Genomic DNA, 14,121 nt, shown 5'->3' with positions numbered 1-14,121 from the left:
TGGCCGGGACCGTTGTGATCCGGCCTCAGGCGGGGAACGGTTGCGGGCGGGGGCCGAACAGTCCCCGCAATTCGTCACGACGCCGGTAGAGCAGCGCCACCGCCACCAGGTTGACGATCATCTCGGTCACCGTGAGGGCCGCGGCCACCCCGACCGCGCCGTACTGCCAGGCCAGCCAGGGCATGTAGAGCAGGCTCGTGGTTCCCGGCAGCGCCACCATCAGCAGGAAATCGCGGCGGTGGCCCAGTGGCAGCAGCAACTGGATGCCCAGCACGTTGCTCAGCCCCACCAGGAACGGCACGGGGGCCAGCGCCCGCAGCACGTCCACCGCGTCGGCGAAGTCGCGCCCGAGCAGCAGGCGCACCGCCAGCGGCGCGAACACCCAGGTCGCGACCGACAGGGCGGCGGTGAAGGCCCCCTGCCATCGCAGCAGGCGCCCCACCATCGCCAGCATGGCTCCCCGGTCCTGCGCCGCCAATCCTGCCAGATGCGGGTACATCACCAGGCTCACCGGTGTGATCAGCCCCTGCACGGCGTTGCGGAGCTTGTCGGCGCCGACGAACAGCCCCGCCTGCACCGGCCCCGCGATCGCCGCGACCATGATGGTATTGAGGTTGATGTACAGCGTCGTCGCCGCCGAGGACAGGAACAGCGCGGCGCCTTCCCGCAGGTAGTGCCACATGCGCCGCCAGGACAGCGCAGGCCGTCCGATCCGCCCGGTCCGCGCGGCCATGTGCAGCGAAACGCCCCCCGCGACGATGCTGGCCAGTGCCTGCAGGAACACCGCCATGCCCACGTCCGCGGGGCCGTGTACCAGCAGGAAGATGAAGGGAATCGGCACCGCGCGGCCGATCATCGCCGCGGTGGCGAAGCGTCCCATCAGTTCAAGCCCCTGCAGGAACCAGTCCGCCGTCATGATGCTGCCGAGCACCTGCAGCCAGCCCAGCAACAGGACCACGCCATAAGGGCGCAGCGCCGGCACCGCCACGACCAGCCCGGCCAGCAGCAGCAGCGACACCACGCCCAGGCAGGCCTTGGCGAACATGGTGTTCCAGAAGATCTCGGTCAGCGCCGCCGGGTCGTGGCGCCGCGCCGCGACCTGCTGGGTGGCGCTCAGCCCGAATCCCCAGCCGGTGAACAGGACGAAATAGGCGATGATGCTGTTGACGAAGCCCAGCACGCCATACTGCCCCGGCAGCAGCGTGCGGGCGAGATAGGGCAGGGTGATCAGCGGCAGGACGTAGCTCATGCCCTGCCAGGCGAACATGGCGGCAAGGTTGCGCAGCAGCGGGCCCCGCATGGATTCGGTGCCTCTCCTTCAGTCGGCGTGATGCACCGCCGGATCGGCGGTGGCTGGCGCGGCCGGCGGCTTGCTTGCCGTGCGCCAACTGCCGCGCAGGATCTCGCGGGCCAGGGGGCGTCGTGCCATGGGGGTATGCCAGAGTGACGGGAGGGTCCCGAGCAGCAGGCGCAGCGTCAGTTCCATCCGGCCCATCGTTGGCCGCAGCGGCGTCCCGTTCCGGGCCACGGCCGCATGCGTGCGGGGCTTCACGTCATGGGCAAGCCCGAGTGCCTCGCAGAACCGGGCCTTTTCCTCGTCCGCGGAGAGTCCGGCCGCACGCAGGCTCTGGTAGTTCGGCCCGCCTACCGGCCGTGTGTGGCGCACGCTCACGGCGTCGATCACTGCGATGCCGCGTGCGGGATCGTGGACGATGCGTGGCCATGCATGGTCGATGCCCCAGCCGCTCAGGCTGGCATCGAACAGCGGCAATGCCCGCTGCAGCGTCGGCGCTGACAGGCAAGGCGCCATGATCTCGACGAAATCGGTGAAGCGCAGCAGGGTGCCGGCATTGCGCAGTGTGATCGGGTGGCTGATGTAGCTGTTCCAGGTCAGGGCCGGCTGTGCCACTTCCAGTTGCCAGTCGCGGCAGATGTCGAACATGCGGTCGATCTCGGCCCCGCATGTCATCAGGTCATCATCCGGAAGCCAGATATAGCGGTAGCCGGTGGTGAATTCCGGGTGGCGGGTCAACAGGGCATGCAGCGCCGGCCATTTCGGGCCCTTGGTGTCCAGCCGCAGCACGTCGGGGGCGCGGAAACGATCCGGATCGTCGCCGTAGTAGCTGACCACCAGGTCCCAGTTCCGGCGCGTGGCGCCGGCCAGCCAGGCCGGGTGCAGCGACGCGTCGCCGGCCCGCACGATGACGAGGTTGTCGCGGGCGGCCATGGGGCGCTGCCGCCTTCGCTCAGGCCGGGACGACAAGCGGCATCACCTCGCGCTCGAAGGCCTTGAGCGCGGCGCCGATCGCCTGGTGCATGTCGAGATAGCGGTAGGTGCCGAGCCGCCCGCCGAACACCACCTGTGTTTCCTGCGCGGCGAGGGCGGCGTACTGGTCGTAGATGCGCCGGTCCGCCGGCGTGTTCACGGGGTAGTAGGGTTCGTCGGTGGCGGTGGCGAAGCGCGAATATTCGCGCATGATGACGGTACGGTCGCAGCGGTAGCGCCGCTCCGGGTGCAGGTGGCGGAATTCGTGGATACGCGTGAAGGGCACGTCCTGCTCGGCGTAGTTCACCACGGCTGTCCCCTGCCAGTCCGCCACCGGCGGGCGCTCGATCTGGAAATCCAGCGTCCGCCAGGACAGGCGCCCACAGCAATAGTCAAAGTAACGGTCGATCGGCCCGGTATAGATCACGATTGCATCCGGCCGAAGCAACGCGCGTACGTCGAAGAAGTCGCAGTTGGTGACTGCGTGAATCAATGAATTGGCGAAAATACGATCGAATATCGCGTGATAGCCATCGACCGGGAGGCCCTCGTAAATATCGTTGAAGTAAAAATCGTTGTAGTTGAGCCGCACCGGCAGCCGGGTGATCACGTCCGCCGGCAGTTCGCGCGGGTCGGTTTCCCACTGTTTGGCGGTGTAGCCTTTGATGAAGGCTTCATACAGACGGCGCCCGACCAGGGAGATGGCCTTTTCCTCGAGATTGGCGGGATCGGGATAGGGCTCACGCGCCGCCTCCCCGGCCAGGAAGCCCCGGGCCTGTTCCGGGGTCAGGTCGAGGCCGAACAGCGTGTTCAGCGTCATCAGGTTGATCGGCATCGTATAGGTCCGCCCCCGGTAGCGGGTGAACACGCGGTGACGGTAATGGGTGAAGCGGGAGAACCGCCCGATCCATTGCCAGACCGCGTCGCTGGATGTGTGGAACAGGTGCGATCCGTAGGGATGGATCTCGATGCCGGTCTCGGGATCCGGCACGGAGTAGGAGTTGCCTCCGAGATGATGGCGTCGTTCCAGCACAAGAACGGGCTCGCGCAGGATTGTGGCGATGCGCTCAGCCATTGCGGCGCCAAAAAAACCACTGCCGACAACAATGAATCGGAATTCTGACAAATTATTCATGTGCAATTTCGTATGGATCTAAATGAATTGGCATTCTATGCTCTGAGTCTCGAACGTATTGATCGTTAATTACATGTAGCAGAGATGCTCTGCAATCTTTTGCAATCTTTTGCAACACATCCTTGGGTTCCCGATTACGCGAGCCTGCACCATTGGTTGATAGTTACTGGTCGCTGAAAGAGTGATCCGGTTGATTTGCAACCGATTGGCATCACTGGCCCCGATCCGATCACCGGTGGCGACCTTCATGCGCGGGTTCATGTGCGGGACTGAATCCCGCTACGCCCATCTGTGCCGGCCGTGCCTTCTCCGGGCTCTGCGTTGAACCCCCGCCGTTGAGCAACTGCCCGCACGGCCCCGGCGTTCTGGCCGCAACGGCCCGGATCGGTCGGGGCGATTCCATTGCTTCGTGCCATGGCCGGGCTTCGGGGGGAGCGCGCGCCATGGCCAGCACGGTTGGTGATTTCCTGTGGCAACGCCTGCATGGCTGGGGCGTGCGCCGGGTCTACGGCTATCCCGGCGACGGCATCAACGGCCTGATCGGCGCACTCGACCGTGCCCGCGAACAGATCGACTTCATCCAGGCGCGCCACGAGGAAATGGCCGCCTTCATGGCCTGCGCGCACGCGAAATACACCGGTGAGGTCGGGGTCTGCCTCGCGACCTCGGGGCCGGGTGCGATCCACCTGCTGAACGGCCTGTACGACGCGCGACTCGACCACATGCCCGTGCTCGCCATCGTCGGCCAGCAGGCGCGCGCCGCCCTCGGCGGGCACTATCAGCAGGAGGTGGACCTTGCGACCCTGTTCAAGGACGTTGCCGGCGCCTTCGTGCAGCAGGCGAGCGTTCCCGAGCAGATCCGCCATCTGGTGGATCGCGCCATGCGCATCGCCTGGGCCGAGCGCCGCGTCACCTGCCTGATCCTGCCCAACGACCTGCAGGAGCTCGATGCGGTGGAAACGCCGCCGCGCACGCACGGCACCATCCATTCCGGCCTGGGCTATGTGCCCCAGCAGGTGGTCGCCTCGGAAGCGCAGTTGCGTGATGCCGCCGCGCTGCTCAATGCCGGGCGCAAGGTCGCCATGCTGGTGGGGGCCGGCGCGCTGGGGGCGACCGACGAGGTGCTCGCCGTCGCCGACCGGCTCGGCGCGGGCATCGCCAAGGCGCTGCTCGGCAAGGCCGCCGTGCCGGACGACCATCCTTTCGTCACCGGTTCGATCGGCCTGCTCGGCACCAGGCCGTCCTGGGACATGATGCAGGGCTGCGACACGCTGTTCATGATCGGCTCGGGCTTCCCCTATTCCGAGTTCCTGCCGAAGGAAGGCCAGGCTCGTGGCGTGCAGATCGACATCGATCCGGCGATGCTGAGCCTGCGCTACCCCATGGACGTGATGCTGCAGGGGGATGCCGCCGCCACGTTGCGCGCGCTGCTGCCGCTGCTGGAGCAGAAGCAGGACCTGTCCTGGCGCGAGCAGATCTCCAAGGGGATCGCGGAGTGGTGGGAGGTGCTGCGCGCGCGGGCCATGCACGCGGCCGATCCGCTCAATCCGCAGCGCGTGTTCTGGGAACTCTCGCCGCGCCTGCCGGATCGGGTCATCATCGCCGGCGATTCCGGCTCGCACACCAACTGGTACGCGCGCGACGTGAAGCTGCGGCGCGGCATGATGGCTTCGCTTTCCGGCGGGCTCGCCAGCATGGGCTCGGGCATGCCCTATGCCGTGGCGGCGAAGTTCGCCCATCCCGATCGCCCGGTGCTGGCCATCGTCGGCGACGGCGCCATGCAGATGAACGGCATGAACGTGCTGATCACCGTGCAGAAATACTGGCAGCGCTGGGCCGATCCCCGCCTCGTCGTGCTGGTGCTGAACAACCGCGACCTCAACCAGGTGACCTGGGAGCAGCGGGTGATGGCGGGCGATCCGAAATTCCTCGGTTCGCAGGAGCTGCCCGACTTCGCCTATCACCGCTATGCCGAGCTGCTCGGCTTCAAGGGCGTGCTGGTGGACAACCCGGACCGCGTCGCCGAAGCCTGGGACGAGGCATGGGCCGCCGATCGCCCGGTGCTGCTGGAAGCGCGCACCGATCCCAACGTGCCGCCGCTGCCGCCGCACATCACCCTTAAGCAGGCGCGCGCCTTCCTGGCCAGCATGGGCGGAGAGCCGGAACTCGGCAGCGTGCTCGCCAATACCGCCAGGGAAGTCGTCAGCACCATCCTGCCCGGGCGCGGCTGAGCCGTGCCGGGCATGGTGGGGTGACCTGATGCGCAACGTGGTCGTGACCGGCGCGTCCGCCGGCGTGGGCCGGGCGGTGGCGATGGCCTTCGCCCATCGTGGCGACAACCTGGCCCTGATCGCGCGCGACCCTTCGCCACTGGAGGCGACGCGCGCGGATGTGCAACGGGAAGGGGCGGGGCAGGTCCTCGCCCTGCCGGCCGACGTCGCCGAGAGCGAGGCGGTGTTCGCCGCCGCCGATGCCACGGTGGCGGCCTTCGGCGGCATCGACGTTTGGGTGAACGACGCGATGGCCACCATCTTCGCGCCGGTGGCCACGATCACGCCCGAGGAGTTCCGCCGCGCCACCGAGGTCACCTACCTGGGCACCGTGCACGGCACGCTCGCGGCGCTGCGCCACATGCGCCCGCGCGATCGCGGCAGCATCGTGCAGGTCGGCTCGGCGCTGTCCTATCGCGCGATTCCGCTGCAGGCGCCGTATTGCGGGGCCAAGTTCGCCATTCGTGGCTTCACCGATTCCCTGCGCTGCGAACTGGCGCATGATCGCAGCCGCATCCGCCTCTCGATGGTGCAGTTGCCCGCCGTCAACACCCCGCAATTCGACTGGGCCCGCAACCGCATGCCGCGTCGTCCCCGGCCGATGGGGCAGGTGCATCAACCCGAGGCGGTCGCCCACGCCATCCTGCGGGCCGCCGATGCCGGCCCGCGCGAGCTCTGGGTCGGCTGGCCGAGCCTGCAATCCATTCTCGGCACCCTGGCCGTGCCCGGGCTGCTGGACCGGGTGCTTGGCCGCGCTGCCTGGGATGGCCAGATGACCGCCGACGGCGTCGCAGGCGAGCAGCCCGGCAACCTGTTCGTCCCCGGCCCGGCACCGCACCGGATGCACGGCCGTTTCGATGCCCTGGCGCGGTCGGAGGTTCCGGTCTTCAACCCGACGGTGCTGCGCCTCGCCGCCCTTACCGGGGCCGCCATGCTGCCTTTCCTCTGGCCACGCCGGCACACGCGGAGATTGACACAGGTCAAGGTCAACCGGGCCTGACCCGCTAGACTGTTCCGCGCCGGGGCCGAAAAGATCACGGCACCCGGCAGGGAGATCCGCATGTCCCAAGCCGGGCCGCAGCCAACGGGCACTGCGGTGCCTGGGCCGACAGGGCTGGAAGGACCGACCGTGGTACGCATCGTCCACGGTGGGTTGCCTTGCGGCCTGGCGGGACGTGACGGGGCCGGTGTCTCCGGCCATTCCCCTTTTCTGTCGGTGGGCCGCAACGAGCGCCAGGACGTGCTCGTGCCGGCGGCCGGAAATGTCGTACAAGCTCGCATCATGGCATGGGCCGTTCAGGGCTCCCGGCTGCGGTGGCTGCGGGCATCACATCATCCGGTGCCCGCGGGCACCGGCATCACCGCGGAGGCCAGAGCCTTCCAGGAGGACCGCCATGGAAATGCTTGACCAGATCCTGCTCGCCCAACCGTTCTTCTCCGGGCTGTCCCCCCGCATTGCCGCCCTGATTGCTTCCTGCGCGCGCAACCATGTGTTCCATGCCGGTGACTACCTGTTCCACGAAGGCACCGAGGCCCGCACCTTCTATCTGATCCGCGAGGGCGAGGTGGCGCTGGAGATCGATCCGCCCGGCCACCTCACGATGGTGCTGAACACGTTGCACGAAGGCGACATCGTCGGCGCCTCCTGGCTGGTGCCGCCGTATCGCTGGAATTCCGACGCGCGGGCCGCCACCCGCGTGCGCGCGCTCGGCTTCGATGCGATCTGCCTGCGCCGCAAATGCGAAGCCGATCCCGATGTCGGCTACGCGCTGATGAAGCGGTTCGTGCCGTTGCTGGTCTCGCGCCTGCAGGCGGCGCATCTGCAACTGCTGGACGTCTACAGCCCGCATCGTGTCTGATCCGGACGGCGTCGCAGGCCACCGCCCGGGCCGGGCTGGCGCCCGTCGTGCTTGCGCGGCCTTCCGGCCATCGCCATCTCCGGCCTGGGATGGCGGGGCGGGCGCATGCCAGGGAATGGAAGATCGCGCTGTCCGCCTCCTGCTCCGGTGAGACGGGGCGAAAGGAGCGGGATGCTGCGCAACTGGCTTCTCGGCTGCCTGGCGATCGCGATCTGGCTGGTGAACTACCTGGCCTATTTCGCACCGGACATCCTTGCCTGGTGGCGACGGCGCCGGCTCGACGCCATGATGGATGCCGGGGGGCGGGGCCTGGACGGCCGCCTGCCCTTCGCGTCGCCCCCCTCACGGTCCGGCCGGATGCCGGCCCCGCGTCCATCGCGCCCCGCCCCGCCGCCGGCCGCCCCTCCGCCCCCCGCTGTCCCGCCACGGCGGGAAGCCGAGATCATTCCCTTCCCGCAGCGGCGCCGTCCGCGGCCGTGAGCCGGATTGATCCCGATCCGCGGGCGTGATTGGGTGTGCCCGCATGTCCGCGTTTCCATCCCGTTCCGTCGCCGGTCGCCAGCCCGCCCACCGGCTGAGCATCCGCATTGACCTCGCCTCAGGGGCCCGCATCGGCCCGGGCAAGGTCGCGCTGCTCGAGGAGATCGCCCGGGTCGGCTCGATTTCGGCGGCCGGCCGCGCGCTCAAGATGTCCTATCGCCGGGCCTGGGAACTGGTGGAGGATCTCAACCGCCATCTCGGCCAGCCCGTCGTCAGCACCGCCGCGGGCGGCGCCGGCGGGGGCGGCGCCCGCCTGACCCCGGCCGGGGAGGCGGTGGTCGCCGAGTACCGCGCCATCGAGGCCGCCAGCCGGCGCGCGGCCGAGCGCCATCTCGCCGCCATCGACCGCGCCTGCGGAGGGGCATGATGCACGAAGCTGCCGACGACCTGCTGAGCGACCTCTCCGGCCTGTTCGCGGGCGAGACCGACCCGATCGCCAACGCCGCCAACGCCGCGGCGGCGATCTGGCAGCACGTGCCCGACATCAACTGGGCCGGGTTCTACTTCCTCAAGGGCGAGGACCTGGTGCTCGGGCCCTTCCAGGGGCGCCCCGCCTGCGTGCGCATCCCGCTCGGCCGGGGCGTCTGCGGCACCGCCGCCCGGCGGCGTGCCACCGTGGTGGTGCCGGACGTGCACGCTTTCCCGGGGCATATCGCCTGTGACGCCGCCTCGCGCTCCGAGATCGTGGTCCCGCTGCTGCGCGCGGACGCGCTGCTCGGCGTGCTGGACATCGACAGTCCGCGCCCCGACCGCTTCGGGGAGGCCGAGCGCCTCCTGTTCGAGGCGGTGGCGCGGCTCTGGACCGCTTCGCTCGGCGCCTGACCGGCGTCGCGTCAGCTCACCACCACCCGGATCGGCGCCGGCGCGTCACTGATCGTCAGCGGTCCCAGCCCGGCCGGGTCGCCATCGGTCTGGGCCGGCACCGGTGCCTCGATCTCCACCCGGGTAGCGCGTACCTGCCGCACCCCGGGCATGCGCGGCAGCAGGTCGAGCGGCAGCGCCGCCCCGTAAGCCAGCGCCGCGAACGGGCCGCTGCGCTCGAACAGCACCGTCGTCAGGCCGGCCTCGGTCGGGCAGGTGCCGGGGGCGAGCCGGTAGCGGCCGGCATAGAAATGCCCCTTGGTCACGATCACGCTGGCCGCCTGCATCGCCTGGCCGTCCACCTGCACGCGGATCGGCTGGAACGGGTAGCGCACCAGTTCCCGCATGGTCTGCAGCACATAGGCCTGCCGTCCCAGTGCGCGCTTGAGCCGGCCCGGCAGCTGGTGCACCACCTGGGCGTCGAACCCGGCGCCGAGCATCTGCACGAACAGCCGCTCGCCCGCGCTGCCGCGCGCGATCCCGGGCCAGATCCGCCGGGTCCGCCCGAAGGCCAGCGCCGCCGCCACCGCCCGCGGCGCGAAGGGCAGATCCAGTTCGTGCGCCAGCACGTTCGCCGTGCCCAGCGGGATCACCCCGAGGCGGCAATCGCTGCCGGCCAGCCCGTTGGCCACCTCGGCGATGGTGCCGTCGCCGCCGGCCGCGACCACCATGCTCGCCCCGTCACGCACCGCCGCGCGCGCGAGCTCGGTGGCATGGCCGCGAAAGCTGGTTTCCGCCACTTCCAGCCGCACGCCGCTCTCCGACAGCACGTCCAGCACCCGCCACAGCCGCCAGGCACGCCGCCGCCCGGCGACGGGGTTGAACACGATCAGCATGAGGACGTCATTGGTGGCGCGACCCGTTTCAATATCAGCGCAGCAATAGACCAAGATCGTCGCGAACGATGACAGGCCCATGGCACGTCCGTTGCTGTGTCATGATTTTCATCCCTGGCGTGCAAAGCGGTGCCGGTCATCGAATATTCACAAGCCCCGCGCGAGGGCGCGGCGTATCTGCTGTGGCGCAACAGGGGCTTCAGATCGCATGAACGCTTCCGCTCATCCTCCGCAGCTTGCCAGCGTCCGTTATCGTTCCGTTTTTATTTCGGACACGCACCTTGGCACGCGCGGCTGCCGGAGCGATTTTCTTGCCGATTTCCTCCGCCGCATGAGCTGCGAGCGCCTCTATCTGGTCGGTGACATCATCGATGGCTGGCGTCTGCGCAAGTCCTGGTACTGGGACGAGATGCACGACGAGGTGCTGCGGCTGCTGCTGCGCCACGCCCGCAGCGGCACCGAGGTGACCTACATCCCCGGTAACCACGACGAGATGTTCCGCGCCTGGCTGCCGATGCTCTCCGTGCCCGGGCTGGAGATCTCCGGCATCCGGCTGCGGCAGGAAGCGGTGCACGTCACCGCCGACAACCGCCGCCTGCTGGTGCTGCATGGCGACGAATTCGACAGCGTGGTCCGCTACGCCAAGTTCCTCGCCCTGCTGGGCGACTGGGCCTATTCCGCGGCGCTGACCCTGAACCGCTGGTTCAATGCGGTGCGGCGGCGCCTGGGCCTGCCGTACTGGTCGCTCTCGGCTTTCCTCAAGCGCCAGGTCAAGGAAGCGGTGAAGGCGATCGACCGCTTCGAGGCGGCGCTGATCGGGGAAGCGCGGCGGCGCGGCATGGACGGCGTGGTCTGCGGCCATATCCACCATGCCGAGATCCGGGATGCCGACGGCGTGCTGTATCTCAACGGTGGCGACTGGGTGGAAAGCTGCACCGCCCTGGTGGAGCATCATGACGGACGGCTGGAACTGGTGGACTGGGCGGCGCTGAACCGGCTGTCCTTCTATGAGCCCCGCCAGACCGCCGTGCTGCAACCGGCCTGACCCCTATCCCCGGACCGACTCTTGAACGACGAGGGCGCCCGTGAATTTCATCCGCGGCTGGTGACGTCCGGCCCCATGCCAGCACGCATCCTGATCGTCTCCGACGCCTGGACCCCGCAGGTCAACGGCGTCGTCCGCACCCTTGCCACCGTCGCGGCGGAGCTCTCCGCCATGGGCCATACCGTGGAAGTGGTCGGCCCCGACCGCTTCCGCACCATGCCCTGCCCGACCTATCCGGACATCCGGCTGTCGCTGCTGCCGCGCCGGCGGCTGATCCGCATCATCGAGGCTTTCAACCCGGACGCCCTGCACATCGCCACCGAAGGCCCGCTGGGGCTGGCCGCCCGTGCCTGGGCACGCCGGCGCGGCTTCGCCTTCACCACCGCCTTCCACACCCGCTTCCCCGAATACGTCCAGGCGCGCATCGGGCTCAGCCCCGGCCTGGCCTATCGCTTCCTGCGGCGCTTCCACGGGGCTGGCCAGGGGGTGATGGTCGCCACCGACAGCCTGCGCGCCGAACTGTCCCGGCGCGGCTTCCACCGCCTGCGCCACTGGTCGCGGGGCGTCGATCTCGAGCTGTTCCGGCCAGAGCTGCGCACCGAGGCGCCGGATTTCGTCGATCTGCCGCGTCCGGTCTTCGCCTATGTCGGTCGCGTCGCGGTGGAGAAGAATATCCGCGCCTTCCTCGATCTCGACCTGCCCGGTTCCAAGGTGGTGGTCGGCGGCGGTCCCCAGTTGGCTGACCTGAAGCGCTCCTACCCGGGCGTGCATTTCACCGGCGCCCGCTTCGGCACCGACCTCGCCCGGGCCTATGCCAGCGCCGACGTGTTCGTGTTCCCGAGCCTGACCGACACCTTCGGCCTCGTGGTGCTGGAGGCACTGGCCTGCGGCACGCCGGTCGCCGCCTATCCCGCCACCGGCCCGCGCGACATCCTGGCCGGGGCCACGGTGTCGGTGGGCGCCATCGACGCCGATCTGCGCCAGGCTGCCCTGCGTGCCTTGCAGGCCGACCGCGCCGACTGCCGCGCCTATGCCGAGACCTTCAGTTGGCGGGCCTGCGCCGAGACCTTCCTGACCCATCTCGTTCCCCTGCACGCGCTGCACCGCGAGGCCGCGTAACCGGCGAAAAACCAGCCATCCGGGCCGGCCTCTCCCCTTGCGCCCCCAAGGGGAGAGGCACAGTGCGGTAACGAATCTAAAAAGGAACGATCCCCGGCCGCCTGTCTTCGATATCTTTCGCAATTTGCCGCGAGCGCGGCCGCATGCTACCCGCCGCGGCCATCATGCTCCGCGGCCGATTCCCCCCATCATGCTGAAACGCCTGCTGCGGCGCCCTTCGGTGCAGGCGCTGCTGGCTTCCCTGCTCGGTCGCTATCTCGCCTTCGCGCTCGGCACCACGCGCTGGACCCTGCACGGCGAGGCGCATCTCGCCGCCGTGCTCGCCGGTGGTCCCGCCGTGGATGCCTTCTGGCATGAACGCCTGCCGCTGATGCCGGCGCTCTGGCTGCGCGCGCAGGCGCAGGCGCCGGCGCTGCGGGGTCATGTCCTGGTCAGCCGCCACCACGACGGGCGCTTCATCGGCAGCATCATGCGGCGTTTCTCGGTCGGTGCCGTGCATGGCTCGACCGCGCGCAACGGCCAGGACCGCGGCGGGGCCGCCGGGCTGCGGGCGCTGCTCGGCGTGCTCGCGGCCGGCGAGCACGTGGTCATCACCCCCGACGGCCCGCGCGGACCGCGTCGCATGGCCGCCCCCGGCGTCGCCCAACTCGCCGCCCTGTCCGGCGCCCCGGTGCTTCCCTGTGCCGCGCAGATCTCGCGCCGCATCACCCTCGGCACCTGGGACCACATGGTGCTGCCGCTGCCCTTCGGCCGTGGCGTCCTGGTCTGTGCCGCGCCGATCACGGTGGCGCGCGATGGCTGGGAAGCGGCGCTGCCGGCGATCGCGGCGGCCATGACCGAAGCGGCCGGGGAGGCCGACCGGCTGTGTCCCTGATCGGTTCCGCCCTGATTTCCCTCTACGCCGCCGGGACCACGCTCGGCGCCCCCGCCCTGCGGTTGATGCTTTCCCGCCGCGTGGCCCGCGGCAAGGAAATCGCCCCGCGCCTGCCAGAGCGCCGGGGCATCGATGCCGCCCCGCGCCCGCCCGGCCGCCTGATCTGGCTGCACGCGGCGAGTGTCGGCGAGACCATCTCGGTGCTGCCGCTGCTGCAGGCGCTGGCCACCGCCCCGGGGACGGTGCTGATGACCACCGGCACGGTCACCTCGGCGGCGCTGCTCGCCCGCCGCCTGCCGGAACTCGGCCTCGAGGGCCGGGTGCTGCACCGGTTCGTGCCGCTCGACGTGCCTGCCTGGGTGGCGCGTTTCCTCGATCACTGGCGTCCCGATGCCGCCGGCTTCGTGGAAAGTGAGATCTGGCCGAACCTGATCATCGCCTGCCGGCGCCGGGGCATCCCGCTGATGCTGGTCAATGCCCGGCTCTCGGCGCGCAGCTTCGCGCAGTGGCAGCGGCTGCCCTGCCTCGCGCGCACCCTGTTCGGCGCCTTCGATCGTGCCCAGGCGCAGTCCGAGGCCGATGCGGCACGTCTGCGGCGGCTCGGCGCGCGCCATGTCTCGGCCCCGGGCAACCTGAAATTCGCCGCCCCGCCGCTGCCGGCCGACACCACTGAACTCGCCCGTCTGCGTGCCCGGGTCGGGGACCGCCCGGTCTGGCTCGCCGCCAGCACCTACCAGGGCGAGGACACGCTGGTCCGCCGCGTGCACGAGACCCTGCTGCCCGCCCATCCCGGCCTGCTGACCATCCTGGTGCCGCGCCATCCCGAGCGGGGGGCGGAGATCGCCACGCTGCTCGCCGGCCTGCCGGTCAGCCGGCGCGCCCTCGGCGAGGACCCGCCGGAGCAGGCCGGCATCTGGATCGGCGACACGCTGGGCGAGCTCGGCCTGCAGTACCGCCTGGCTCCCATCGTGTTCGTGGGCCGCAGCCTCGTGCCGGAAGGCGGGCAGAACCCGCTGGAAGCGGCCCGGCTCGGCGGCGCCGTCGCCATCGGGCCGCATGCCTTCAATTTCGTCGAGCCGGTCGCCGTGCTGCGCGCGGCCGGCGCGCTGACCGAGGTGGCGGATGCCGATGCACTCGCCGCCTGGGTGGACGCGCTGCTGCGCGATCCCGGGCGCCGCGCGGCGATGGGGCGGGCCGGGACCGAAGCCGCCTCGCGCCATGCCGGGCTGCCGGACGAGGTCACGGCGATGCTGCTGGGGCTGCTGCATGCGCGCTGATGCCGCCTGGCGGGGCGTTGCCCCGCACCCTACCAGGAG

General features: G+C 69.8%; 14 protein-coding genes. 10 read left to right on the top strand and 4 right to left on the bottom strand.

The window, feature by feature from the left end:
* Window positions 1-25 precede the first annotated feature (25 nt).
* Genes NBY65_RS09085 through glf form a run of 3 tightly spaced genes read right to left on the bottom strand, consistent with a single transcriptional unit; the run spans window position 26 to window position 3,401 of the window.
* Window positions 26-1,300, bottom strand: a complete 1,275-nt coding sequence (locus NBY65_RS09085; protein WP_150039826.1) for a flippase — start codon at window positions 1,298-1,300, stop codon at window positions 26-28.
* Between the two features lie 18 nt (window positions 1,301-1,318).
* The gene (locus NBY65_RS09080) at window positions 1,319-2,227 is read right to left on the bottom strand and encodes a DUF707 domain-containing protein (RefSeq protein WP_150039828.1); all 909 of its coding nucleotides are present in this window, start codon (window positions 2,225-2,227) and stop codon (window positions 1,319-1,321) included.
* Window positions 2,228-2,246: 19 nt separating this feature from the next.
* Entirely contained in the window at window positions 2,247-3,401 is a 1,155-nt protein-coding gene (gene glf / locus NBY65_RS09075; RefSeq protein WP_150039830.1) for a UDP-galactopyranose mutase, read from the bottom strand.
* 443 nt (window positions 3,402-3,844) lie between these two features.
* Here glf and NBY65_RS09070 point away from each other — a divergent pair, with 443 nt between their 5' ends.
* From NBY65_RS09070 to NBY65_RS09045, 6 genes are all read left to right on the top strand, one after another.
* A complete protein-coding gene (locus tag NBY65_RS09070) occupies window positions 3,845-5,632 on the top strand; it encodes a thiamine pyrophosphate-requiring protein (RefSeq protein ID WP_150039832.1) in 1,788 nt (595 codons plus the stop codon).
* 28 nt (window positions 5,633-5,660) lie between these two features.
* Window positions 5,661-6,671, top strand: coding sequence for an SDR family oxidoreductase (locus NBY65_RS09065; RefSeq protein WP_150039834.1), 1,011 nt, complete (start codon window positions 5,661-5,663; stop codon window positions 6,669-6,671).
* Window positions 6,672-7,065: 394 nt separating this feature from the next.
* Window positions 7,066-7,530 (top strand): cyclic nucleotide-binding domain-containing protein, encoded by a 465-nt coding sequence (locus NBY65_RS09060; RefSeq protein ID WP_150039836.1) that lies wholly within the window; start codon window positions 7,066-7,068, stop codon window positions 7,528-7,530.
* Between the two features lie 171 nt (window positions 7,531-7,701).
* On the top strand, window positions 7,702-8,010 hold the full coding sequence (locus NBY65_RS09055) for a hypothetical protein (protein WP_150039838.1): 309 nt from the start codon (window positions 7,702-7,704) through the stop codon (window positions 8,008-8,010).
* A gap of 43 nt (window positions 8,011-8,053) precedes the next feature.
* A complete protein-coding gene (locus NBY65_RS09050) occupies window positions 8,054-8,437 on the top strand; it encodes a winged helix-turn-helix domain-containing protein (protein ID WP_150039840.1) in 384 nt (127 codons plus the stop codon).
* Complete coding sequence (locus NBY65_RS09045; RefSeq protein ID WP_150039843.1) at window positions 8,437-8,892, top strand: GAF domain-containing protein; 456 nt, start codon at window positions 8,437-8,439, stop codon at window positions 8,890-8,892. The genes NBY65_RS09050 and NBY65_RS09045 overlap by 1 nt, the downstream gene beginning before the upstream one ends.
* A gap of 11 nt (window positions 8,893-8,903) precedes the next feature.
* Here NBY65_RS09045 and NBY65_RS09040 read toward each other — a convergent pair whose 3' ends face one another.
* Window positions 8,904-9,767 (bottom strand): diacylglycerol/lipid kinase family protein, encoded by an 864-nt coding sequence (locus NBY65_RS09040; RefSeq protein ID WP_150039845.1) that lies wholly within the window; start codon window positions 9,765-9,767, stop codon window positions 8,904-8,906.
* A gap of 208 nt (window positions 9,768-9,975) precedes the next feature.
* Here NBY65_RS09040 and NBY65_RS09035 point away from each other — a divergent pair, with 208 nt between their 5' ends.
* From NBY65_RS09035 to NBY65_RS09020, 4 genes are all read left to right on the top strand, one after another.
* Window positions 9,976-10,812: a UDP-2,3-diacylglucosamine diphosphatase gene (locus tag NBY65_RS09035; protein WP_150039847.1), complete on the top strand. Its 837-nt coding sequence runs from the start codon at window positions 9,976-9,978 to the stop codon at window positions 10,810-10,812.
* A gap of 75 nt (window positions 10,813-10,887) precedes the next feature.
* Complete coding sequence (locus NBY65_RS09030; RefSeq protein ID WP_150039849.1) at window positions 10,888-11,931, top strand: glycosyltransferase family 4 protein; 1,044 nt, start codon at window positions 10,888-10,890, stop codon at window positions 11,929-11,931.
* Window positions 11,932-12,121: 190 nt separating this feature from the next.
* Window positions 12,122-12,805, top strand: coding sequence for a lysophospholipid acyltransferase family protein (locus NBY65_RS09025; protein WP_150039851.1), 684 nt, complete (start codon window positions 12,122-12,124; stop codon window positions 12,803-12,805).
* A complete protein-coding gene (locus tag NBY65_RS09020) occupies window positions 12,796-14,082 on the top strand; it encodes a 3-deoxy-D-manno-octulosonic acid transferase (protein ID WP_239002707.1) in 1,287 nt (428 codons plus the stop codon). The genes NBY65_RS09025 and NBY65_RS09020 overlap by 10 nt, the downstream gene beginning before the upstream one ends.
* Window positions 14,083-14,121: the final 39 nt, after the last annotated feature.

This window comes from Rhodovastum atsumiense, from assembly GCF_937425535.1.
GTDB lineage: Bacteria > Pseudomonadota > Alphaproteobacteria > Acetobacterales > Acetobacteraceae > Rhodovastum > Rhodovastum atsumiense.
This window is presented reverse-complemented; position numbering and strand designations above follow the sequence as displayed.

Coding starts and splice junctions, on each gene's coding strand:
- NBY65_RS09085 (WP_150039826.1), bottom strand. CDS start 1,300: ATGCGGGGCCCGCTGCTGCGCAACCTTGCCGCCATGTTCGCCTGGCAG.
- NBY65_RS09080 (WP_150039828.1), bottom strand. CDS start 2,227: ATGGCCGCCCGCGACAACCTCGTCATCGTGCGGGCCGGCGACGCGTCG.
- glf (WP_150039830.1), bottom strand. CDS start 3,401: ATGAATAATTTGTCAGAATTCCGATTCATTGTTGTCGGCAGTGGTTTT.
- NBY65_RS09065 (WP_150039834.1), top strand. CDS start 5,661: ATGCGCAACGTGGTCGTGACCGGCGCGTCCGCCGGCGTGGGCCGGGCG.
- NBY65_RS09025 (WP_150039851.1), top strand. CDS start 12,122: ATGCTGAAACGCCTGCTGCGGCGCCCTTCGGTGCAGGCGCTGCTGGCT.
- NBY65_RS09035 (WP_150039847.1), top strand. CDS start 9,976: ATGAACGCTTCCGCTCATCCTCCGCAGCTTGCCAGCGTCCGTTATCGT.
- NBY65_RS09060 (WP_150039836.1), top strand. CDS start 7,066: ATGGAAATGCTTGACCAGATCCTGCTCGCCCAACCGTTCTTCTCCGGG.
- NBY65_RS09040 (WP_150039845.1), bottom strand. CDS start 9,767: ATGCTGATCGTGTTCAACCCCGTCGCCGGGCGGCGGCGTGCCTGGCGG.
- NBY65_RS09045 (WP_150039843.1), top strand. CDS start 8,437: ATGCACGAAGCTGCCGACGACCTGCTGAGCGACCTCTCCGGCCTGTTC.
- NBY65_RS09030 (WP_150039849.1), top strand. CDS start 10,888: ATGCCAGCACGCATCCTGATCGTCTCCGACGCCTGGACCCCGCAGGTC.
- NBY65_RS09070 (WP_150039832.1), top strand. CDS start 3,845: ATGGCCAGCACGGTTGGTGATTTCCTGTGGCAACGCCTGCATGGCTGG.
- NBY65_RS09050 (WP_150039840.1), top strand. CDS start 8,054: ATGTCCGCGTTTCCATCCCGTTCCGTCGCCGGTCGCCAGCCCGCCCAC.
- NBY65_RS09055 (WP_150039838.1), top strand. CDS start 7,702: ATGCTGCGCAACTGGCTTCTCGGCTGCCTGGCGATCGCGATCTGGCTG.